Genomic DNA, 21,624 nt, shown 5'->3' on the forward strand with positions numbered 1-21,624 from the left:
GCCACGCTTGCGCAGGACCTCACCTTGTGAACATGGAAATTACTCGCTGAAGTCGACTTCAACCGGCTTCTTCGTGAAGAAGCGCGTCGAGATCGCCAGGTAGACAAGGCCTGCACCGAGCCAGACGAAGCCAACGATGAATGCCGGTCCTGACAGCTGTGTCCAGAGGAAGGCCGTGACGACGAAGCCAAGCGCGGGGATCAGTCCGTGCCTGAAGATCGATCCGACGGAGACCTCCTTACGGTCAATGAGGTAATGCTTGATCACGCTCAGATTCACCATTGAGAAGGCGACGAGTGCACCAAAGTTGATCATCACAACGGCCTGCTCAATCGTCAGAACCGTGGAGAGCAACGCCACGAAGGCAACGAGTGCCAACGCGATGACAGGCGTCTGGAAACGCGGGTGCACGTAGGCGAGGCCGCGCGGGAGTACGCCGTCTCGACCCATCGTCAACAGAATGCGTGAGACGCTCGCCTGCGAGACCATTGCAGAGGCGAAACAGCCCATCACATACACGATGACGAAGATGACGCCGAAGATCTGACCGCCAAGCTGCACCATGATCTCTACACCCGCAGCATCGACGTTGTCGTAGTTCAGGCTGGGATGCGCGAGGTTTCCTGCCCAGGCGACGAGCGCGAACAAGACGCCTGCGATCAACGTTGCCAGGATGGTTGCGCGCGGTACCGTGCGACGGGGGTTCTTGGTTTCCTCCGCCATGGTGGAGATGCCATCAAAGCCGAGGAAGCTAAACGCGAGGATCGCAGCGCCCGCAATGACGAGCGGCAGCTGATCACCACTCGGGCTAAACGAAGCGAACATCTGGCCAGGTTCAACCTCAGACTTCGCAAAGCCAAGCACCACGAAGATGCCGATGATGATCGCGGTCAGCCCCATGATGATTGCAGAGACTCGGCTGACCAGCTTCACCCCAAGCACATTCAGCGCGAAGACGACCAGTAGGAGTCCAACGCTGAAAGCCCACTGCGGCACGCTCGGAATGATGGAGTTCAGGTAGACACCAGCGAGCAAGAAGCTCACCATCGGCAAGAACAAGTAGTCGAGCATGAGCGTCCAACCGGTCATGAAACCGATGTGTGGGCCGAACGACTGTCGTGCGTAGCGATACGCAGAGCCCGCTGTAGGTACCGATGCGACCATGCGGCCATAGCTGTACGCGGTGAGCAGCATTGCAAGCGTGGCAACGAGGTAGGTGGCTGGCAGCAAACCACCGGTCTGCTGATTGATCAAGCCGTAGGTGGTAAATACCGCAACGGGTGACATGTAACTGATTCCAAAGAGAATCAGCGTGGGAAGCCCGAGAGTACGACGAAGCCCAACTTTGGGTTCACCGTTGGTCACGGCTGGTGCAGTCTGCGAGGACGACATCACTGTGGGTCCTTTCGTGAAAAGATTCCCGCCTCGTAGCGGGATCGCATGTGCAACCTTCGCTGATCGGAACCAACTGCGGCAATGCGTAGTTCTACGTATTGCTTGACTACTCATTTTGGCATTTGACTGGTGCTGGGACCGCTCCGCATCGTTTTCGCACAGGTCTCTGGCACACTTCGCCGGCCAGCTTTGGCCGCGCACTCATTCAAGGGGGAACGATGTTGACTGATCCATCCGAGTCATCCGCTGAAAACGCAGACCTTGCACCTCCGGTAGCGATTGTCACTGGCGCTGCTCGCGGCATCGGTCTCGCAATCGCCAAGACGCTCGCGGCAAGTGGCTGGCGCGTTGGCGCGTTCGATCTTTCTCCTGCACTCGAACCGGTTCACCAGGACCCTGCTATTCACTACGAATCCGTCGATGTGTGCGACCTCAGCCAGGTGGAAGCAGCAACCGCCCGAACTACTCGTAGGTTTGGCCGTCTAGATGCGGTTGTCGCGAATGCGGCAGTTGGTGGACCCTCCGACATGATGGTCGACGTCGACCTCGCAGCGATGCGTTCCGTTCTCGACATCAACTTCTTTGGCACGGTACACAGTGTTCGATCCGCCGTCCCACATATCCGTCAGAGCGATGGACGCGGGCGGATCGTGCTCGTCGGTTCGCTGTTCGCGCAGCAACCAGTGCCCGGTGCCTCACCGTACATTGCGTCGAAGGGCGCGGTTCAAGGTCTCATGCACTCGCTCATGCTTGAGCTTGCGCCAGCGATGACCGTGAACTCTGTTGCGCCCGGCTACATCATGACCGAGATGCACCGCGAGGAGTTGGAGTTTCGTGCGGCCCGCGAGGGCACCAGCCTCGAGACCCAGATTGATGCGGTACGGAGCCTCATCCCGCTCGCACGCCACGGTGCCTCCGAGGACGTAGCCGCGGCCGTCGAATTCTTGCTCTCACCACAAGCTGGCTACATTTCGGGCCAGACCATCAACGTCAATGGAGGAGTCCAGATCTCATGACTAATTCAGCGCCCGCACGTCGTCTTCTCGTTACCGGTGCCAGTTCTGGAATCGGCGCAGCAACCGCAGCAGAAGCTGCGAGCCTCGGTTGGGAGGTCATTGGCATGGATCTTCGTGGCGGCGATGACCTCACTGCATCGCCGCGGATCATTTCCTGCGATGTTTCGGACGAACGTTCGGTCGAGTCAGCGTTCGCAGAGCTCGCCGCCATCTGGCCTGAAGGCCCTGACGCGGTCGTCCACTCCGCTGGCATCTATCGGGTGACGCCGTTGCTGGACACCCCAGCTGAAGATTGGGACCGCACGATCAGCGTCAACGGACGCGGCAGCTTCTTGATTGCGCGCGAAGCCGCACGGCTCATGCGCGATGGAACCCGTGACCGCTCTATCGTGCTGCTCTCAAGCATCGGAGCGGTGCGCGGCGATGCACACGAGCCGAGCGCCAGTTACTCAGCATCGAAGGGCGCAGTCTCGTCACTCACCCGTCAGCTTGCGGCTGAACTCGGTCTCGTCGGAATTCGTGTGAACGCGGTCGCGCCCGGCGTCATTGATACCGCGATGACGACGCTTATGAATACTCCCGAAGTCGCCGATGCGTTCTTCGCCACTCGGGTGCCGGCCCGCCGTCCTGGCACTGCCGCAGAGGTCGCACAGGCATGTCTCTTCCTCGCGTCAGACCGATCCACCTATATCAGCGGTGCGATTATCCCCGTTGATGGCGGCCAATCGGTGCTCTAACCGAGAATCTGCTCCGCTATGAGCCACCGATGACCGTCATCTGCCCGTTCGTGAACCGGTAGATGACGGTCGGGGTGGTGAGCGTCGGATCCGGTGAGTCAAATGGATACCCGGCCACCGTCTGCTCGGGAGTTCCAAGCGCATATGTGCCGTTGACTCCGCGGTGCACCATGAGACGCAACGTGTCAGACACGTCGGCCGCGCGACGTGAGCCGGAGTATAGGAAGCCCTGCGCAAGCAACTGTGCCTGATCGTATGCAGCGCTCGACTGGCTCCAGCCAGGGGCGGTGCCAAACTCTCGCTGAAAGCCGTCGGAAAAGCGCTGGCCCAGCACATCATGTGTGCGACCCGTGATCGTCGACCAGATCACGCCTTCGCCGTCGACACCCAGTTCTTCGAAGAACCGTGGAATCGAAGGCGTATACAGGTGAAAGACCGGGGTCTCGAGTGAGACCTTGCGTAGTGAGCGCTGCAGCTCGATAGCCACGTCAACGCTGAGGTGCGAGACGATCACGAGGCCGGGGTCACTACCCAATGCCTGCTGGGCGATTTCGTCTGGGTCATCAACGGTCAGCCCAATGCCAATCGTTGCGCCCACTTGAATACCCGCAACCGCCAGCTCGTCATGAATGTTGCCCGTCGACAGCGAGCAGCCAAACCCATCAAGTTCAATGATTGAAACGCGCTGCGGTTGCAGCTGGCCAGTTGCCAGCGCGCCGCGGAGATAGTTCATAAGACCTGTCGTGTACGACAGCTCGGTCGGCGATGTCTGGAACGTATGCGCAAACCGCGTTGGGTCCTGTGCCACGCGCTGGGCAGAATCGGTCCATGAATTAGTGTGCAAGAACGGACGGCCGTATTCTGCGGTGAACTCAAAGATTGATGAGTCAAGTGCACTCGCATAGGTACTGAGCACCGCATCAACGTCTTCTGCTTCGAGCTGCTGCAATCCCGCCGCAACTGACTCTGGTGAGAGTGGATCAACCGCAATTCGCACGGCTTCAAACGGCCTCGCGTGAGCGCCCCGATACATGCGGGTTGCCTGCACAAGCGCGAGCTCAGCACCGCGTGCGGCTTCTAGGCCGTCATCGGCAAAAGCCCCGCTCGTCACCAACAGCCCGATGCGAAGCGGGGCGCGAGACACCCGCTTGTTCACTGCCAACGTTGGCGACGCAAGGAGCTTCTGGATCGCGGTTGCCGCGGGTTGCAGTGGATGCCGCTGCGGCTGTCCCGTCACTCGCGACTCGCCCTGCACTCGACCCTCGCCGAGCGCTCGAAGCGCCGCATCCAACGCGAATGCGGGAAGCGTCAGATCGCGAAGGGCCTCACCCGGTACCGGCAGCAAGAACCAGTCTTCAGCAGTCACGATTGCCGCGAGCGCGGATCGCGTGACCAGCTGATACCTCGTAAGCAGTCTCGTGATCTGTGTTGACACGGTACGAGGACTCGTACCAAACCGCGCCGCTATTTCCTTGTCCGAAAGCCCCGCCGCAATTAGCGTGGAGATCTCTATCTCACGCGATGAGAGCCCGCCTGGCGCATCAACCAAGCACTCGGCTGACAGCGATACGCGGGAGCACCCCGAACCGAACTCCTCGGGTACCAAACCGGCCGCAGCATCTGGCTCAGGTATTGAAACAGCACGACTCAAGCGAATGTGCCACCACTGCGTTCCGCGCTTCACCACGTACCCGGCAGCCGCCGCGTCAATGGTCTCGAAAGCCCACACGTGTTCACGCAAAAACTCGAACTGACCGGAGAGCTCACGTAGCTCGGCGTCAGGCAGCACAAAGTCCCATTCTCGGTGCCCTTGTTCGCTGCCGGGCTCGCGGAGTTCTGCGGGCATACAGCGAGCTTATTACGAGATGCGCAGAACTGAATTCACAGGAATCCGGCCACAGCGCTGCACACGGTTGCGGCCACTGCCGATCCCTCGAAGCGGAGCCATTCTGCCGAAACCATGCGTTTCATGCGCATGAAAGGGCCCATCTCGAGAGAAACCATCGATCTCGAGGGGCTGGGCCCAGGAAGGGCCAGCAAGGCACAAAAAAATGAACCCCCGCGATGTAGAAGCTACGCGGGGGTTCGGTGAAGGTGTAAAAGCCTTCGTGGCTCCGACGGGCGTCGATCCCGTGACCTCACGATTTTCAGTCGTGCGCTCTACCAACTGAGCTACAGAGCCAGATAATCACTGTTATGGCGATCACCTGAGATGAAGAAACCCTTCAAAAGAAGGGCTTTTCACCTTGGCGACCCTGACGGGACTTGAACCCGCGACCTCCGCCGTGACAGGGCGGCGCGCTAACCAACTGCGCTACAGGGCCATATTGTGTATTAAGTTGTGTTGGCAATCCAGTGACCCCAACGGGATTCGAACCCGTGTTGCCGCCGTGAAAGGGCGGAGTCCTAGGCCGCTAGACGATGGGGCCGAGGCTTTCACCCGCTGGCTTACGCTCGCTGGCTGCCGTGTTATAGCTTACGAGGAATGAGCAATATCTCGCAAATCGAGCCAAAAGCGCAGATCAGACGGTGTGTTAATGACGCACCGCCTTGCACAAGTGAGTGGGAAAACTAGCCGCCGAGAACGCGCTGCACTCGGTTGAGTGACATGTTCTCGAAGCGATCCACACCCACGCTCGTGCGCTGCTCGAAGTGGTACCCCATCTTGCCCTGCATGAGCATGCCGATGAGATGTGGCTCGTTTGCGTTCCACATAATCCAGGTGGGCTGACCGTTGGTGTTGGGGCCGAGGAAGGTGATCTCGATGTCCTGCGAACCAATGCGCTGGATACGCGGCTGCAACCGGTCGGTAGACAGGGCGAGCACCTGGTTCTCTGCCCGATTCTGCATCTCACTCATAGCTTGATCCTAGTCAATGTCTCTCCCTGGCGGGAGGCTAACTTGCGTCCGAAGACGCGAATGTTCAGGGGGTTACGCGAAAAACTCTGCAATAACGAGCGCGAGGCCGTGCAGATCATCGACGTGAGCGAGCTCACGTGCCGAGTGCATCGACAGCAGCGGCACTCCCACATCAACGGTGCGCATACCGATTCGGGTAGCGGTGAGCGGGCCGATGGTCGATCCGCACGGGACAGTGTTGTTCGACACGAAGTCCTGCGTCGGAACGCCTGCGGCGGCGCAGAGCGAGCGCCACAGCGCCCCACCGTGCGCGTCAGAAGCGTAGCGTTGGTTCGCATTGATCTTCAGCATCGGGCCGCGGCCTGCGAGCGGGCGCACGTTCGGGTCGTGCTTCTCTCCGTAGTTCGGGTGCACCGAGTGGCCGGCGTCTGCCGAGAGGCACCATGAGCCAGCAAGCGCGCGCTGGCGGTCTTCCACGCCGCCGCCGAGACCGGCCCAGAGACGATCAAGCACGTCGGCAAGGAACGGGCCGCTCGCACCGGAGCGTGTCTCGGAGCCGAGCTCTTCGTGGTCGAACGCGGCAAGCATTGAAATGGCGCCGTCAGCGGGTTCAGCAACGATGAGCGCAGCGAGGCCAGCGTAGGTCGAACTCAGGTTGTCGAGACGCGGCGAAGCGAAGAATTCGCTGCGGGCACCGATCCGCTCGGGATGCTGGGTGTCAAAGAGACGAAGATCGAAGCCCGCAATGTCGTCGGCCGTGATGCCCTCGTGCGCGAGGACCTCCGCGAGCGAGACATCTGCGCCAGCGATACCAATGATCGGCTGCGTATTGCGCTGACGATCAAGGTTCAGACCGCTGTTCGCCTCACGATCGAGGTGGATTGCGAGCTGCGGGATCCGCGCCACTGCCCCGGTGCAGACGAGCTTTTCCTCGCCAGCGCGCGTGACTACACGGCCGGCGACTCCGAGGTCACGGTCGAGCCAGGAATTGATCAGCGGGCCGCCGTACACCTCGACACCGAGCTGCGCCCAGCCGTGCGCGGTGAAGTCGGGCTGCGGCTTCAGCACGAAGCCGGGTGAGTCAGTGTGCGCGCCAAGTACGCGCACGGGGCTGGTCGCCGAGACGCCAGCACCAGCGCGCCACGCGATGATTGCACCGTCGCGGCGCACGAAAGCCGCTGGCGCAGCGGAGGCAGTGGGCCACGCCTCAGATTCGTCGAGCTCGACGAATCCGGCGCGCGTCAGCACCTCGGCAGCAGCAGCGGCCGCGTGATAGGAAGTGGGCGATGCGGCAACGAAGTCCGCAAAGTGCGAGATGAATGCATCTCGGTCAAAAACAGCCTCGTCGCGCATCGCCTCACCCATCGTTAGTTACTCAGCGTCTTCCTGTGCAAATTCAGCGGGAGCAATGAAGTTCTCCGCGAATTCAGCGAGCAGACGAGCGCCGAAGCCGGTCGAACCGGTCGAGCGCCAGAGATCGTCGCTCTCTGCCTGCATGGTGCCTGCGATATCGAGGTGGCCCCAGGGGGTGCCATCAACGAAGTCATTGAGGAAGAGACCAGCGAGGATCGCTCCGCCGTACGCGCCACCCATGTTCGAGATATCAGCGACATTCGACTTGAGCTGGTCGCGGTAGCGGTGATCGAGCGGCAGGCGCCAGATGTTCTCGTCAGTCGACTCAGCCGCTGCGTCAAGCTGCTCAGCGATGATGTCATCGTTTGCGAGCATCGCTGCGGTGCGGGTGCCGAGCGCGCCCATTGCCGCGCCAGTCAGCGTTGCGATGTCAACGATTGCGTCGGGACGGCGCTCGTTCACAGTCACGTCTTCGGTTGCGAGCACGATGCCGTCAGCGAGCACGAGGCGACCCTCAGCATCGGTGTTCTTGACCTCAACGGTCTTGCCGCCGCGGATCGTGAGCACGTCGCCGAGCTTGGTCGCACTGCCACTGGGCATGTTGTCGGTGCACATGAGCCAGCCGGTCACTGCGCTCTCGACGCCGAGGTCTGCAAGTGCGGTCATCGACGCGAAGACTGCGCCAGCGCCCATCATGTCGAACTTCATTGCTGCGTGCATTGCGTTCGAGGGCTTCAGGCTGATTCCGCCCGAGTCGTACATGATGCCCTTACCAATGAGCGCGAGGTGGCCCTCGGGATCAGCGGGACGGTAGCTGAGCTTGATCATGCGGGGTTCTTCGACCGAACCTGCGTTCACGCCAAGCAGGCCGCCGAGGCCCATCTCCATGATCTGCTCGCGGTCGTAGACCTCAACATCGAGACCGAACTCGGGGCCGATCTCAGCTGCGAGGTTGCCGAACTTCTCAGCGCTCAGGTGGCGGGGAGGAGTGTTGCCGAGGTCGCGTGCGAGCTCAGCGGTACGAGCGAGGATCAAGCCACGCTCGACGCCGTACTCTGCGTCTTCGAGATCTTCTTCAACGAGCTGGATCATAAGCTCATCAAGCACGACCGTCTTGGGGTCAGACTTCAGTGCATCGAAACGGTAGCGCGCGAGGATTGCACCCTCGATAGCTGCCTGCACTGCGACGTCAGCGTCCCAGTCGCGCGATGCGAGCACACCAGTGAGGTCGACCGCAATGCGACCAGCCTCGCGTGCACCGCGAGCGAATGCAGCGACCGCGTCACGCAGCTGTGCGGGGTTCTCGATCGGGTTTGCGCCGGTGCCAACGAGCACGGTCAGAGGCGTACCCGGCAGAAGCATGGTCTGGTTCGCAGCACCGGTGAAGCCGGCTGCGGCGAGCGCATCGCGACCGATCTCTGCAATGTCAGCGGGAAGCTCACCCTCCGAGGCAACGAACAGCGCGCGGGCCTGCGCGCCTTCGGCGAGCGTCGACGAGACGCTCACACCGGTCATGCGTTCGAGGGATGGAGCAGGGTTGAAAGCGGGATCAATCACAACACTCATACCTCTAAGCCTACTCCTGCGGTTCCTGACCGCACAGGCAGAATCAACTAATTCATATGCGCGGGAATATAACCCGCTGACGGGCGTTGCACCGAGTATGGAGAAATTTGGCTTTCTGTCCTTCGGGCACTACGGCAATGTGCAGGGATCACGCGTGCGCACCGCCGGTGACATGCTCAAGCAGACGATTGAAATCGCAGAGGGCGCTGATGAGATCGGCGTAAATGGCGCATACGTTCGCGTGCACCATTTCGCGAAGCAGGCGGCCTCGCCCGTACCGTTGCTCACAGCTATGGCTGCGCGCACCAAGCACATCGAGGTCGGCACTGGCGTCATTGATATGCGGTATGAAAACCCGCTGTATCTCGCCGAGGAGCTCGCTGCGCTCGATTTGATCGCGGATCAGCGAATCGCCATCGGCGTCAGCCGAGGATCACCCGAGACCGCCGTCCGCGGTTACGAGACGTTCGGCTACACGGGTGCCGAAGATCCCCGTGGCGCGGATCTTGCCCGTGCGAAGTTTGACGACTTCCTGCGCGCAATCGACGGCGAGGGTCTCGTCGAGGCTGACACCCGCATGGCTCCTCCCGGCTACCTCGCGATCGAACCGCAGTCTCCTGGCCTGCGTGACCGCATCTGGTGGGGTGCTGGCTCGCGAGCATCGGCAGAGGACGTCGGCCGCATGGGCCTCAACCTCATGAGTTCTACCCTCCTCACCGAGGCAACCGGTCAGTCGTTCGATGTGCTCCAGCGTGAGCAGATCGAGCTGTTCCGCGCCGCATACAAGGAGGCCGGCCACACGCGCACCCCGCGCGTCTCGGTCAGCCGGAGCGTGTTCCCGATCATGAACGAGCAGGACAACATGTACTTCGGGATCCGCGGCCAGGAAAGCAACGATCAGATCGGCATCATCGATGGCTACCGATCAACGTTCGGCAAGACCTACGCTGCTGAGCCAGACAAGCTCATCGAACAGCTGCTGCAGGATGAGGCGGTCATGGCGGCAGATACGCTCATGCTCACCATCCCGAACCAGCTTGGCCCCGAGTACAACCTCCATGTGCTCGAGTCGTTCGCGAAGCACGTTGCGCCCGCCCTCGGCTGGAAGCCGAACTGGGAGAAGTAAGGCCAGAGAAGCAGGACACTACTTCTCGTAGGTCAGCGAGAATGCATGACGTCGAGGGCGGTGGGAAATTCCCATCGCCCTTAGGCGTATCTGGAGTATCGCCTATTCGAACGCTTCCATGATGAAGATGCCGTCAACGTAAGCGCGCACGGGCTGGGGCTTGAACGCGGCAAAGAACTGAGCGCGACGTTTCTCGAAGCGCACGTGGTGCTGCTCGTTCGTCCCGACCGTGATTTCCCACGCCTTCATCGTGCTGAACGACAGGATCTGCACGGTACCCATCACCTTGACACCATCGACGGTGATCTTGATGCCGCCCCAGAACTCGTCAAACGAGAACTCAACCAGATGCTTCTCTTCGAAACCGACAACAAGGCTCATCTTCATGCACACGAGACTATCTACATGCCCAGCTCTCGCCAGCCAGAAAACCCCACTAGCTCCCCTACCCCGCAACTGACTACGCTTGACCCATGCCACTCTCGTTCCGCCCGAGTACCGATGATGATCTCGACTGGATTGTTGACCTTCGTGTTCGCGTGCTCCGCGCAGACTTTGAGCGCCTCGGCCGGTTTGACCCGGTGCGCGTTGGCCAGCGCATGCGCAACGTGTTCAAGAAGGAGAACACCCGCGTGATCTTGCTCGATGAGCAGGTTGCCGGCTGTGTGACCGTGCGCCACGAGCCCGGTGAGCGGTGGCTCGAAAACTTCTACCTCGACCCTGATTTGCAGGGCCGGGGCCTCGGCACGCAGGTGCTCCAGCGCATTCTCGCTGAGCCCGCCGCGACCCCCATGCGCCTGCACATGCTGCGCGGCAGTAGCGCCGGGCGCCTGTACGAGCGGCACGGATTCGTTGCCGAAGACGAAAAGGAACTCGACGTCGTCATGGTACGCCAACCAAAACTTGTCATTCGCCCGTGCGCCGGCCCCGCCGAGTACCCCGCGCTCGTTGCAATTTGGCGCAGCGCGGTCGACGCGACCCACGAATTCCTTGAGCCAGCTGACAGAGCGCGGATCGAGTCCAAGCTCACCACCGACTACTTCCCTGCGGTGACCCTCACGGTCGCAGAGCGGGGCGGTGTCCCGGTCGGTTTCGCTGGCGTCGTCGAGGACAGCCTCGAGATGCTGTTCGTGGCCGACGAGGTGCGAGGTCAGGGCATCGGATCCGCGCTCCTTACTGAGGTCGTTGAACAGCAAGCGGTCACGCGCGTCGATGTGAATGAGCAGAATCCGGGGGCGCTCGGCTTTTACCTGGCGCGCGGCTTTGCACAGACCGGTCGGAGCGAGCTTGACGGGGACGGTCGGCCGTATCCGCTCCTACACCTCGAGTTGCCCACAGACCATCAGTAGCCGACGCTCAGACTGGTGTCACGCAAGAGCACCGCTCGCGGTTCGTCTCGCTCAAGCCGATACGAGACCACTAGTCTTGGTAAATGCACATCCGCGAGTTCGAGCCTGACGATACCGATGCCGTAGTAGCGCTCTGGGAAGCGGCAGGTCTGACGCGCTCGTGGAACGATCCGCACCGTGACATTGAGCGCAAGCTGCAGGTACAGCCGGAGCTGTTCCTCGTTGCCGAGGGAGTGACCGGCAAGAACGAGCACGCCATCATTGGCACGGTCATGGCCGGTTATGACGGCCACCGCGGCTGGATGAACTACCTCGCGAGCAGCCTTGATGCGCGCGGGATCGGCGTCGGCCGCGCACTCGTGGAGTACGTCGAGGCCGCACTGTTCGCACGCGGCTGCCCGAAAGTGAACCTGCAGGTTCGCTCGACCAATGCACAGGTTGTCGAGTTCTACCGGCACCTCGGCTACGAGGTCGACGACGTGCTTTCGCTCGGGAAGCGCCTGATCGAGGACTAGCTCCGGCGCGCAACATGGGTTTCTTATCATTCGAGCGCTATCTTGCGCTGACAGGCGCGGCAGCTGGTTCGGTGGTTCCTGAGGAACAAAATACGGACTATGAATCCGGCCGCGTCGAGATCGATGGGCAGTGGTGGCGGATCCGCACCGCAAACGTCACCCCGACCAAGCCAGGCGCGTTCGTCGCCGTCTGGCGTCGCAATACCGCGGGTGAAACCGAACCGTTTGATGCGACGGACGAGTGCGCCGGGCTCCTCGTATTCGTCACCGACGGGGAGCGCATCGGCTGGTTCACCTTCGATCGTGCGTTGCTCACACAGTTGCGGATCAGCAGCACAGACGGGCGCACCGGGAAGCGCGGCTTCCGTGTGTACCCAGCATGGTCGACCGGTTTGAACGCGCAGGCGGAGCGCACGCAGCGAGCCCAAGCACCCGCGTTTACTGACGCCAGCGACTTCAGTGACTTCAGCGACTGAGCCAGAGTGCCGGTGGCCTTACAGCTTGTGGCGACCCCACTCGCAAACCGTAATTTGTCCGGACTATAGATCAAAGGTAATTCACAATATATGATCAGTTAATCCATCACTTTTGCCCAATCTTTTGAGAGGGTGTCCTTTGTCGATCGAATCAACAATCGCGGGAATTTCACTCGCTGTTATCTCTGCAATGTCGCTTTCTGCTGGAAACATCTGGCAGGCACAGGGTGTTGAAATCGCTTCAGCAACCCGCGGTCAACGATCCATGGCAATGGCATTGATCCGAACAAAGGTGTGGCTGCTCGGGACAGTCATGTTTGGTCTCGCAATTGTGTTGCAAATGGGCAGCCTCGCTTTTGCTCCGCTTATGCTCGTACAACCAATTGGTGTGTTGGCCCTCGTCTTCTCAATTTTCATCAATGCGAAAATCAGCGGGAAGAAACCCAGCATTTCGATCATCCGGGCGGTAGTGATCGCACTCATCGGCGTAGCTTCTTACGTCACAATCGCTTCATTGATCACGTCCCAGAGCACCATCACTGACGCACAACTCATCGCAGTCCTCGTCGCGCTGTGCGTTGCCCTGCTTATCGCGGCGGTGATTCGATTGCTGAGCAAAGGGAGTTCGCGGCATGCGCCGATCCTCTTCGTGTTCCTTGGAGGTATGTTCTCGGCCTTTGTAGCAACGCTGGGAAAGACCGTGCTCCTGCGCGTAGAAGCGCTGTTGAAGGACCACCACTTCACCGTGGATAGCGATGGCGTCCTGACGCTATTCTGTTTGATTGGCCTGGGAATTGCGTCGGCGCTCTCAATCTATTTCACGCAGACGGCTTACACCTGCAATCCTTCGGACGTTGTGGTCGCGGGGCTGACCGTCATCGATCCCGCGATCGCCGTAGTACTCGGCATTACCGTCCTGCATGAGGCGAATGGTGCTCCACTGTGGGCGCTACTCCTGATGGCATTTGCCGGCGCTGTGGCGGTTTACGGAGTTGTGCGGCTTGCGCAAGCGGAGACTGCGACAACTCCGTCGGATTCTTCTGCAAGCAAAGAGCCAGATAGCTCCACACTGACGCAAGACGGCGCGCACACCCCTTCAGCTGAGTAGGGGGCATGCGCGCCGAGTCATGAACTCGCGCGACTGCACAAGCGTCTAAATGCGCTGCGCGTGCACACGCTGCAAAGCTGCTGCGTCCTCCGGCGACTGCCCCTGAATCGGCTCACCGTTCCACACGATGTCTTCTCCCATAGCTTTCAGCAGTGCTTCACGTTTCCCCTTCGACAACGCAGCGCCATGCAGTAGGGCCGCAGGCCCCCACATCATTGCAAGCGAATCATGCCAGCCTTTCCCGATGTCACGAACTGAGATGAGGTCATGCAGCGAAGTCTTCAAGTGTTGTACCGGCTCGGTGAACGCATCAGCAAGCACCGCCAATTTAATTTCCCGCTCGACCCCGGGTTCAACGACAATCGGCTCGGTTACATTCCCGAGTAACGCCCGCACGAACTCATCAGTTTCGAGCAGAATGACACCGTTCGTTGGTCTCGGGTTGCATTCGATGGCGTCAAGCCCTCCAGCTCGCTTCACAAAGTCAAAAGACAATTGCCCGGTGTAGTTGGGGTCAAGGCAGTCTATGAGCTTCTGCGTGTAGTCAAGGGTGAGCGAGCTATCCTCCGCACGGAAGGCGATTCCAGTGCTGTGCGCCCACTGCTCAGGGGCACTGTACGTGCAATGTGCAGTGACTTTCCCATCGACGATGACACTATAGGTGCACAGCATTGGACCATCGACAAACGGCTGCACAAGCCAAGGCTGTTCTTCCGTTGGATGACAGTCTTCAACAGCCATTTTTTCAGCGAGTGGACCAGTGTTGGTCAACAGCCCAACGCCTCCGCGCGAGAACACCGCACGCGCGAAGTATCTCGGAAATCGAGCGATAGCTTCGTATAGCTCTTCTTCGTTCGACACTACGACAGTCTCAGGAATTGGCACGCCTGCTTGTTCAGCCAACCGCTGGAAACTTCCTTTGTCATGCAGCCGCGCCAACTTGTCAAAGCTCCCGGTAAAGAGCGTGACACCTTCTGGCAGATCTGCTGCACGCGCAGCCAGATAGAACGCTTCCTCAAATGTGGGAATAATAATGTCGAGATCGTGAGCGCGAACCGCCTCGCACACATCCGCGATGAACTGATCTGTCTCAAACCGCGGCGACGCCAAAAGCACGTGCCCTGCAAGATACTTTGAATGGCTCCCGATCGCACCATGGTAGGTATCTGCAGCGACCACATAGTGACCGCTACTCCCAAGCTTTCTAATGATGTCTAAGGCAAAAGTATTCCTAGAACTCGTAACCAGTGCGCGCATAACGTTCCCTTTCACATGAGTTTCGTTGACTCGAGAGCTCGAGCCAGGTTGTTGTTCATCTTGAGTACGGGCAGCCGAAGCACCAACCCGATGAGCAGCGCTGGCACGACGAAGAGTGCCAGCAATCCAAGCGATATCCAGTAGTCACCGTCGTAGACACCAGCGATTGCAGAGCGCACCGCATTGGTTGCGTGAGTAACAGGCAGCCACGGACTGATGTTTTGGAACCAGACGGGCAAAACTGAAAGTGGATATGCCCCTCCACCGGCGGAAATCTGGACAACAAGCAAGAACACCGCTGTGGCTTTGCCAGCCTCCCCGAAAGAAAGCACAAGCGTGTAGGTAATGAGCGCAAAGACGAGAGACATCACCCAGCCGGCGAGCAACAAGAGGAACGGGTGTGCTGGACGCACCCCAACAAACCCCATGAGGCCCAAGTACGCGAGTGAGCTTTGCGCCAGGCAGAGCAGCGCAAAGATGCCAAACCGCCCCAAGTACTCCTGACTCTTCGTCAGCGGATCACGATTCCGCAGTAGCTCCTGATTCACGTCGGTCCGGATCACTACCGCCAAGAGTAACGCGCCGACCCAGAGTCCAAGTACCGTGTAGAAGGGAGCCATCTGGGCTCCAAAGGAGTCGACCTTGAACACCGCAATCTGCTTAAGTCCTACCGGATCCGTGAGTTCCCCGGCAAGAATCGCTGAGTTCGACCCGATGAGTTCCGTAACCTCAGAGAAATCTCCAGTTTCGGCGGCTTTGTGCAGTGCACTAGCGAGTGTCGCGACCTGATTTGCACTAAGTCGTAAGTCCTTCGCAAGCGCTGTCGTTGTTGATTCCGCCTCGGTCAGGGTACTGATCAACGTCCCAGATCCGCCGTCGAGCGTCTGCGTTGCCTGTGCGAGGTGACCAGCGATCGAACCCACGTTTTCGCTGACCGAATCTAGACTTCCAGCAAGCTGTTCCAGCTTTGGGCGAAGATCCTCTTCAAATGAGACACGAGCTTGCTCGATTGCGCCTCGTGTCTCACTGGCCAAATCTCGAATCTCATCGACGACAACGGCGAGTTCCGCGTCGCCCTGATCGAGTGATTCCTGTGCTCGAGTGATTCGGTCTTGGAGCCGAGTTTGTCGCTCAATCACCTCATCCAAGTCAGTTACTGCACGCTCCAGCGCCTGCTGCAATGCCGGCACCGTCGCATTCTCTGATTGGGTTTGTAGTTCGGATCTGAGCTCTGAGTAGTGCTCTATCTGCGTGCCAACGTCGTCAGCTAATGCGCTGAGGAGTGCAGACATGGCGGCTGGCTGCTGCGCAACAGAAGATTCCAGCTGGTTCACACGATCAATGAGGTGCTGATAACTTGCTGACGTCTCAGACAAGGCTGATGAGATTGAATCCGTCGAGACTTGTAGTACGTCCTTCAATGTCCGCACAGCATTCAGGCCTTTACCAACAGCCCCCGCACTGTCATCTACTGCACCCCCAGCTGCTTCAGTAAGTGAGTTCGCACTCTCAACGAGAGCCCGACTCGACGACAGCAACGAACTGAGCAGATCAAGGGTACTCGCCGCAGTTCTCAGGTCGAGGACGGCGGAGTTCGCTGCGGTCGCGAGTCGTCGGACCGCAGATTGAGCTTCCGGAGATCCCAAATTCTGCGCAAGTGCAGAGATCGTGCTGAGTCCTACTTCGTTGAGGGACTTTGTAAACGTGTCATTGATCTTTGTTGAAACCTCCGTCGCCGCTTCATCGGTGATCTTTGGTGAAAGCGCATTCGTCTTCTCATTTGAGTAGTACTCGATATGCGCGGCTTCAGCACCCGGACTCAAAAAGGTCATCATGTCGCTACTGAAGGTTTCTGGGAGCACCAGCGCGGCATAGTACTCACCAGACCTCGTCCCTTCAATCGCTTCTTCCTGCGAGGTGAACACCCAGTTGAGGTCTGAGTTTCCCCGCAGATTTGAAAGCACCTGATCTCCGACGTTGAGAGGCATCGGAAACAACTCGCTGATGAAGCCTTTGTCTGTGTTTGCTACGGCGACCTTCAGGTTCTTGACGTTCCCGAATGGGTTCCAACTGGAAAGCACGTTGAACCAACCAAAGAACGACGGAATAACCACTACCCCGAATAGCACCACAATGGCGATTGCATTGCGTGTAATCTTCTGCAAATCCGTTCGGATGAGCCAAACAATGTTCTTCATCTGTGCTTACACTCGCTCTCTGAGCTCATCAAGCCTGGTGTCTGAGTGAGTAGCATTTTCCTCGTGCGCAAGCTTCAGCTTGAGTTCTGGCGCTGGAAGGCTCCCCAGCTTCTTCGCGAATCGCAGATTCTGCTTGAGGTACTCGAGCACCACAACCACTCCGATTGTTATGAGGCACAGAAGCCCCCACAATCCCAGTACTGTCGTCCTCGAAGCCGGCAAGAGCCAGGCGATGACTACGAGGACAGCAGTGACGCCTGCCCAAATCAGGAGCGATAGCCGCAGCAGCGTAAGATGGCGTTCTTCAAACCAATGCGCTTGTCGCACTGTTCGCTCACGGAATTTCTGACGGTTGGTGAGCGCCTGAACGAGCTGAGTTACTCGGCGGCGAGACCCGAGCACCTGGACGTTCTCGCTCAAGAAGAGCCCCGTCATACTGAGCTTGCTGTTGAAGAGTCGCGCAAAATTGCCAAGTCTTTGTCTGAAGAATAGCCCCAGTGCAAATGCAAGCACAGCATAGAAAGTGAGCACTAAGAATGAGCGCCAGTAGTCACCGTGGTAGAAGCCTCCAATGGTCTCGCGCATTGCGTCGATGCCATAGGTGAATGGGAAGAACGGGTACAGCGCTCTAAAGAAGCCAGGCATCATTTCGATCGGGTAAATTCCTGATGCACCTGGAATCTGCATGATCACCAGCAGAATCGCCATTCCCTTTCCGACGTACCCAAAAGACATCGCCAGCGCATAGATAATCGCCATGTATACAAACCCGGCAAAGATGCTGGTGAGAACGTACGCAGCTGCGCTGGCCATCTGCACCCCGATAACGACATTTCCCACGCTGACGAGCAGCGCTTGGAAGAAATTAATCGTGGCGAGCAGCATCCAACGACCGAGGTAGGCCTGCCTCACTGTGAGGTCTTCGACCCCCTCAGTGTCCACTTCAAGCTTGAGCAGGACAACCAGCACAAACGCAGCAATCCACAGTGAGAGGTTCGTAAACAGTGGGGCCATTGCGGAGCCATACGTCTTAACTGGGAACACGATCTTTTCTTGAACGGTCACAGGCGACGCCATGAAGTCGGCAATCTTCGCAGGGTCCAAGTTGCGCAAGCTCTGCGCCTGCTTCCACAGCTGCGCCGATTGCAGTGCTCCGACATCGGCTCGGAGTACCACGAGTTGTTGCCGGAGCATGTCAAGATTTTTCCCCATCGCTGTCGCAGCAACGCCCGCGTCACTCAATACGTCTTCCAAAGTGTCTACGACCTGTTCGGCCTCGACGAGCAACGCCTTCTGTGCGCCAAGAGACGCAGCGAGCCCGCCCGCTGAGGCAGTCAGGCCGCTGAGCGCCTGGTTGAGTTGAGGAAGTGCGTTCTGGGTGGCGGCGCCAATAGAACTGGTAGCTTGAGCAGAGCTTTCAATTGCGTTACGCATCGTTTGCGCGGCAGCTTGTATTTCGGTATTCGTCTGAGCCACCTCGGTGTTCAGCGACTCTAGCTTTTCTAGTACCTGCTGGTCAGCTGTATTCTGCGTCTGCAGCCCAGCAATCGCGGCAGAAATCTCTTGATATTGCGGGTCTCCTGGCGAGAGTGTTGCGAGCACTCCTTGGAGTTCGGTCAGCACTCTTCCATTCGCTTCAACAATCGCCGACGCATCGCTTGTTGCGGTAGCAAGCACGGCAGTCGCCTGATCTATGCCTGCGGTTGCAGCTGAAAATCTCTGATTCAGCTTCGCAGAAATATCAGCGAGCTTTGCCGAACCGGTGACGCTGACGCCCGTCAGAGAGCCGGACAATGCTGTAATCCCGGTCTGCACCTCGTTGACAATGCCGTCGAGCTCGGAAATCACCGACTGGGTTCCGTCGATGGCATCTCGAGCATTTTGGAGCGCAGACCTCACGTCTCCCAACGCAGAGTCGCCAGCAGTGAGCACCGCACCAATATCGGTTACTGCTTTCTTGGCGGTATCGACCTGAGAGAGCACTTTTCCCAATGCGTTGAGCGATTGATCTTGAGCACTTTCAATGTGGCTGTTGATCTCGACGCCAGCTTGTTCAAGGGTGGTGGTGAGGGTCTCAGAAACTGTAGAAACAAAGTTTGAATTGATCTGAGTTTGCACGGTCGTTGCCCCGACTCCCGTGATTTTTGGTGCGATCGCGTTCGCTTTCTCATTCACGTAGTACTCAAGCTCGGGCCGAGTGAAGTCCCCCGTCGTGACGCTGAGAAGGTCACTACTAAACTTCGCAGGCACGACAATGGCCGCGTAGACCTCTCCGGATTTCACCGCATGCATCGCGGCTTCTTCATCCAGGAATTGCCAGCCCAACTGATCATTCTGCTTAAGTTGAGCAACTACTTGGTTTCCGACGTTCACCTCGCCAGTAAGTGTTGACGAAGCACCGGTATCCAGATTCACAACGGCAACTTTGACAGCCTTCGTATCGGAGTATGGATCCCAAAACGCAATGATGTTGAACCATGCGTAGAGCGACGGAATGATGATGATGCCGACCAAGATAAGGATTGCCTGAGGAACGCGGGCGAACCGTTTCAGGTCCCGAACATAAACTCTGAAGACGTTATTCACTAACGCTCCTCAACCTTTGAGTCGATGTACGCATTGTTTACCGCCTCTTCCTCATTGATACCCAGTGCAAGCACTGCACTGGAGTCTGGGCGGGGAATACCGGGGCAGCCATCTTTCGGCTGCCCCGGGCCCCTGAGACTGCTGTTAACTTGCTGCTTTGCCCAAGCCGAGTTTCTTAAAGACCTTCGCCATCTCCTCGAATTCATCCTGCTTCTTCGCAACGAACTCGAGTGCTTCCCGACCGACACGAGAGAATTCCAGACCGAGTTCGCCGGGATTATGGAACTTATGGCTGACGTCACCAGAAAGGCCGCCTTCAAGCGCGAGCTTTCCAACGAGGTCGAGTTTCAACTCTTCTGTGCCCTCTGCGAAGCTGAGCTTTTCAAAGTCAACCCACACAATGTTTGGTCGGGTCGTTGATTCAAACGCGTAGCGCTTGTTTGTCAGGTCAGCAACTACCTGCCAGATAGTTTGCGATGCATCCGGTTTTCCTGGCTCAGGGGTACGGAACGGCTGCGCAGCATTTCGAATGATGCTGAACATCGCAGCCATAGCCTGCAGTTGAGTTTTCGGCTGTACCTGATGCTCGACGTAGTATGACGCACGAGCAAAACGGTCGCTTGCGAGGGTAGATCCAGGGAGCGGCTTGTCACCGCCGAGCCCGGTGATTTCCTTCGCGAGTTCAAGCTGCTTGTCATAGGTCGGCGAATTCGTCATGACTTTGTAGTCGCGGCTGTGGTAAACCTGTGCTTTCCCACCAACGTACTCAATGATTGCTGAGTCACCCGTTGCATCGTTGAGTGCCAAGTGAAGCGTAGGTACCAGATGACCTGTCGGATCAAACAGCTGCGATACTCTGACGTCAGTACTGTTTGTCCATTCAACAGCTTCTGCAACGGTTGCAAAGTTGTCGAGATAGTACTGCAACCAAACTGACTGGCTGAGCTGCACATCTGATTCATCTGGCTTCCCGTAATCTGACTCAGCGAGCCAGAGAATGTGTCCAGCAAATCCTGCCTCGTTCATTCCGTCAGTGGCAATGAGATCAAACGCAGTAGCGATGACGCTGCCGTACTTGGACTTCCAAGAAAGTTTGCCGTTCACACCATCAGCCCGCTGGATTCCCCGAGGCATCTTCCACAGGTTCGTCAAGAGATCCATATGGAAGTCCATGTTTCGACCGACAATTACGGCGCCGTTTGCGTCAGGCCACAATACTCTTGTGCACATAGCTTGTACCTTTCCTTGCTGTGTTGTCTTCACCTCTAGAGTTCAGACTTGTTCAATTTCAAATATGTAGATGATCTTTTTTCGCTGAGGCAGTGGCGCATTCAGAGCGCTATGAACGTCGCAGGTTGGCTGTTCCCCGGTTCCAGGGCATTCCCGGCAATGCGACTGCGGATGCCGCCACAAAGCAGATCGCGCCGATGAAAGTTCCCCAGTTTGCAAGCGGAGAGTCTTTTGTCGTCCCATCGTCGAGCACAAACGCACCGACCGCGGAGAACGCGAACGCGATGCAACCAATCATGTTGATGTGCGCCGCCCACCAGCCAGGATTCGTCGGCGCCCAAACAGTCGCTTCCGCACGATAGAAAGCGACATACACCAGGAATGCACTGACGAGGAAAGCAACTGATCCGCCTGCATCTGGGTTCCAGACGAAGCGTTTCTCTGAGTCAACCGACGCTGCTGTAAGCGCGGACGTCGTGCTCACGTTGAACAGCAAGGTTCCAAAGGTCTGAGTCGCTGCGGCGAGCCATTCCGCGCGCAGCGCCTTTCCATGTCCTGTGTTCTTCGTCGCGTCGCCACTGAGAACGAGCTGGAATAGGCCTGCCGTAGTAAAGAACCAGGCTCCGACAAAGCACACCCAGTTCGTGAAGTTGGCTCCCGCAAACCCCCAAATCGAAGCAGCAGAACCAAGCGCGAAAAGCGAGCCACCGACGATGAAGTACCAGCTCTGCTTTGCAACATTCGGCACGAGAAAGCCGGCGCGACCCTTCTCAGCAATCGTGTGATTCATACTCACTCCAGATAAAGAGGAATCAGCAACCGGCTCTTCGCCGCCCTGAGCGGTTTTCTACGG

18 protein-coding genes and 3 tRNA genes are annotated in these 21,624 nt (G+C 58.4%); 7 read left to right on the top strand and 14 right to left on the bottom strand.

Annotated elements, in window-relative coordinates:
* Window positions 1-39: 39 nt before the first annotated feature.
* Window positions 40-1,392: an APC family permease gene (locus tag ICM05_RS03920; protein ID WP_188023280.1), complete on the bottom strand. Its 1,353-nt coding sequence runs from the start codon at window positions 1,390-1,392 to the stop codon at window positions 40-42.
* 221 nt (window positions 1,393-1,613) lie between these two features.
* Between ICM05_RS03920 and ICM05_RS03925 the strand changes: the two genes are divergently transcribed.
* Window positions 1,614-2,411: an SDR family NAD(P)-dependent oxidoreductase gene (locus tag ICM05_RS03925; protein ID WP_188023281.1), complete on the top strand. Its 798-nt coding sequence runs from the start codon at window positions 1,614-1,616 to the stop codon at window positions 2,409-2,411.
* Window positions 2,408-3,148: an SDR family NAD(P)-dependent oxidoreductase gene (locus tag ICM05_RS03930; RefSeq protein WP_188023282.1), complete on the top strand. Its 741-nt coding sequence runs from the start codon at window positions 2,408-2,410 to the stop codon at window positions 3,146-3,148. The genes ICM05_RS03925 and ICM05_RS03930 overlap by 4 nt, the downstream gene beginning before the upstream one ends.
* Before the next feature lie 16 nt (window positions 3,149-3,164).
* Here the strand turns inward: ICM05_RS03930 and ICM05_RS03935 are convergent, their stop codons facing one another.
* The 7 genes from ICM05_RS03935 to ICM05_RS03965 all read right to left on the bottom strand — a co-directional run bounded on the left by ICM05_RS03935 (window position 3,165) and on the right by ICM05_RS03965 (window position 8,926).
* Window positions 3,165-4,994: an ABC transporter substrate-binding protein gene (locus tag ICM05_RS03935; protein ID WP_188023283.1), complete on the bottom strand. Its 1,830-nt coding sequence runs from the start codon at window positions 4,992-4,994 to the stop codon at window positions 3,165-3,167.
* A 263-nt stretch (window positions 4,995-5,257) separates the two neighbouring features.
* Window positions 5,258-5,330 (bottom strand) — tRNA-Phe (locus tag ICM05_RS03940).
* A gap of 65 nt (window positions 5,331-5,395) precedes the next feature.
* A tRNA-Asp gene (locus ICM05_RS03945) sits at window positions 5,396-5,472 on the bottom strand.
* A gap of 32 nt (window positions 5,473-5,504) precedes the next feature.
* Window positions 5,505-5,577, bottom strand: a tRNA-Glu gene (locus tag ICM05_RS03950).
* Window positions 5,578-5,719: 142 nt separating this feature from the next.
* A complete protein-coding gene (locus tag ICM05_RS03955; protein ID WP_188023284.1) occupies window positions 5,720-6,007 on the bottom strand; it encodes a hypothetical protein in 288 nt (95 codons plus the stop codon).
* A gap of 72 nt (window positions 6,008-6,079) precedes the next feature.
* On the bottom strand, window positions 6,080-7,372 hold the full coding sequence (locus ICM05_RS03960) for a M18 family aminopeptidase (protein WP_251364491.1): 1,293 nt from the start codon (window positions 7,370-7,372) through the stop codon (window positions 6,080-6,082).
* A 6-nt stretch (window positions 7,373-7,378) separates the two neighbouring features.
* Entirely contained in the window at window positions 7,379-8,926 is a 1,548-nt protein-coding gene (locus ICM05_RS03965; RefSeq protein ID WP_188023285.1) for a leucyl aminopeptidase, read from the bottom strand.
* A gap of 97 nt (window positions 8,927-9,023) precedes the next feature.
* On the opposite strand from ICM05_RS03965, the gene ICM05_RS03970 reads away from it, so the two are divergent.
* Window positions 9,024-10,052 carry an LLM class flavin-dependent oxidoreductase gene (locus ICM05_RS03970; RefSeq protein ID WP_188023286.1) on the top strand — a complete coding sequence of 343 codons (1,029 nt, stop codon included), beginning with the start codon at window positions 9,024-9,026 and terminating at the stop codon, window positions 10,050-10,052.
* A gap of 102 nt (window positions 10,053-10,154) precedes the next feature.
* On the opposite strand, the gene ICM05_RS03975 is transcribed toward ICM05_RS03970, so the two are convergent.
* Entirely contained in the window at window positions 10,155-10,439 is a 285-nt protein-coding gene (locus ICM05_RS03975) for a hypothetical protein (protein ID WP_188023287.1), read from the bottom strand.
* A gap of 86 nt (window positions 10,440-10,525) precedes the next feature.
* Between ICM05_RS03975 and ICM05_RS12915 the strand changes: the two genes are divergently transcribed.
* From ICM05_RS12915 to ICM05_RS04000, 4 genes are all read left to right on the top strand, one after another.
* Window positions 10,526-11,401, top strand: coding sequence for a GNAT family N-acetyltransferase (locus ICM05_RS12915; protein WP_353055815.1), 876 nt, complete (start codon window positions 10,526-10,528; stop codon window positions 11,399-11,401).
* Between the two features lie 83 nt (window positions 11,402-11,484).
* Window positions 11,485-11,916 carry a GNAT family acetyltransferase gene (locus tag ICM05_RS03990; RefSeq protein WP_188023288.1) on the top strand — a complete coding sequence of 144 codons (432 nt, stop codon included), beginning with the start codon at window positions 11,485-11,487 and terminating at the stop codon, window positions 11,914-11,916.
* A gap of 14 nt (window positions 11,917-11,930) precedes the next feature.
* A complete protein-coding gene (locus ICM05_RS03995) occupies window positions 11,931-12,392 on the top strand; it encodes a MepB family protein (protein WP_188023289.1) in 462 nt (153 codons plus the stop codon).
* A 139-nt stretch (window positions 12,393-12,531) separates the two neighbouring features.
* Window positions 12,532-13,500, top strand: a complete 969-nt coding sequence (locus ICM05_RS04000; protein ID WP_188023290.1) for a multidrug DMT transporter permease — start codon at window positions 12,532-12,534, stop codon at window positions 13,498-13,500.
* A 45-nt stretch (window positions 13,501-13,545) separates the two neighbouring features.
* Here ICM05_RS04000 and ICM05_RS04005 read toward each other — a convergent pair whose 3' ends face one another.
* The 5 genes from ICM05_RS04005 to ICM05_RS04025 all read right to left on the bottom strand — a co-directional run bounded on the left by ICM05_RS04005 (window position 13,546) and on the right by ICM05_RS04025 (window position 21,561).
* Window positions 13,546-14,757, bottom strand: coding sequence for a carbamoyl-phosphate synthase large subunit (locus tag ICM05_RS04005; RefSeq protein WP_188023291.1), 1,212 nt, complete (start codon window positions 14,755-14,757; stop codon window positions 13,546-13,548).
* A gap of 11 nt (window positions 14,758-14,768) precedes the next feature.
* On the bottom strand, window positions 14,769-16,955 hold the full coding sequence (locus ICM05_RS04010) for a YhgE/Pip domain-containing protein (RefSeq protein ID WP_188023292.1): 2,187 nt from the start codon (window positions 16,953-16,955) through the stop codon (window positions 14,769-14,771).
* A gap of 6 nt (window positions 16,956-16,961) precedes the next feature.
* Window positions 16,962-19,541, bottom strand: a complete 2,580-nt coding sequence (locus ICM05_RS04015; RefSeq protein WP_188023293.1) for a YhgE/Pip domain-containing protein — start codon at window positions 19,539-19,541, stop codon at window positions 16,962-16,964.
* A 144-nt stretch (window positions 19,542-19,685) separates the two neighbouring features.
* The gene (locus ICM05_RS04020) at window positions 19,686-20,771 is read right to left on the bottom strand and encodes a linear amide C-N hydrolase (RefSeq protein WP_188023294.1); all 1,086 of its coding nucleotides are present in this window, start codon (window positions 20,769-20,771) and stop codon (window positions 19,686-19,688) included.
* A 109-nt stretch (window positions 20,772-20,880) separates the two neighbouring features.
* Window positions 20,881-21,561, bottom strand: a complete 681-nt coding sequence (locus ICM05_RS04025; protein WP_188023295.1) for a hypothetical protein — start codon at window positions 21,559-21,561, stop codon at window positions 20,881-20,883.
* Window positions 21,562-21,624: the final 63 nt, after the last annotated feature.

Source organism: Leucobacter sp. cx-42 (assembly GCF_014529985.1).
Lineage (GTDB): Bacteria > Actinomycetota > Actinomycetes > Actinomycetales > Microbacteriaceae > Leucobacter.

Excerpts from the sequence above, each read along its gene's own strand:
- ICM05_RS03920 (WP_188023280.1), bottom strand. The coding sequence starts at position 1,392 with ATGTCGTCCTCGCAGACTGCACCAGCCGTGACCAACGGTGAACCCAAA.
- ICM05_RS03925 (WP_188023281.1), top strand. The coding sequence starts at position 1,614 with ATGTTGACTGATCCATCCGAGTCATCCGCTGAAAACGCAGACCTTGCA.
- ICM05_RS03930 (WP_188023282.1), top strand. The coding sequence starts at position 2,408 with ATGACTAATTCAGCGCCCGCACGTCGTCTTCTCGTTACCGGTGCCAGT.
- ICM05_RS03935 (WP_188023283.1), bottom strand. The coding sequence starts at position 4,994 with ATGCCCGCAGAACTCCGCGAGCCCGGCAGCGAACAAGGGCACCGAGAA.
- ICM05_RS03955 (WP_188023284.1), bottom strand. The coding sequence starts at position 6,007 with ATGAGTGAGATGCAGAATCGGGCAGAGAACCAGGTGCTCGCCCTGTCT.
- ICM05_RS03960 (WP_251364491.1), bottom strand. The coding sequence starts at position 7,372 with ATGGGTGAGGCGATGCGCGACGAGGCTGTTTTTGACCGAGATGCATTC.
- ICM05_RS03965 (WP_188023285.1), bottom strand. The coding sequence starts at position 8,926 with ATGAGTGTTGTGATTGATCCCGCTTTCAACCCTGCTCCATCCCTCGAA.
- ICM05_RS03970 (WP_188023286.1), top strand. The coding sequence starts at position 9,024 with ATGGAGAAATTTGGCTTTCTGTCCTTCGGGCACTACGGCAATGTGCAG.
- ICM05_RS03975 (WP_188023287.1), bottom strand. The coding sequence starts at position 10,439 with ATGAAGATGAGCCTTGTTGTCGGTTTCGAAGAGAAGCATCTGGTTGAG.
- ICM05_RS12915 (WP_353055815.1), top strand. The coding sequence starts at position 10,526 with ATGCCACTCTCGTTCCGCCCGAGTACCGATGATGATCTCGACTGGATT.
- ICM05_RS03990 (WP_188023288.1), top strand. The coding sequence starts at position 11,485 with ATGCACATCCGCGAGTTCGAGCCTGACGATACCGATGCCGTAGTAGCG.
- ICM05_RS03995 (WP_188023289.1), top strand. The coding sequence starts at position 11,931 with ATGGGTTTCTTATCATTCGAGCGCTATCTTGCGCTGACAGGCGCGGCA.
- ICM05_RS04005 (WP_188023291.1), bottom strand. The coding sequence starts at position 14,757 with ATGCGCGCACTGGTTACGAGTTCTAGGAATACTTTTGCCTTAGACATC.
- ICM05_RS04010 (WP_188023292.1), bottom strand. The coding sequence starts at position 16,955 with ATGAAGAACATTGTTTGGCTCATCCGAACGGATTTGCAGAAGATTACA.
- ICM05_RS04020 (WP_188023294.1), bottom strand. The coding sequence starts at position 20,771 with ATGTGCACAAGAGTATTGTGGCCTGACGCAAACGGCGCCGTAATTGTC.
- ICM05_RS04025 (WP_188023295.1), bottom strand. The coding sequence starts at position 21,561 with ATGAATCACACGATTGCTGAGAAGGGTCGCGCCGGCTTTCTCGTGCCG.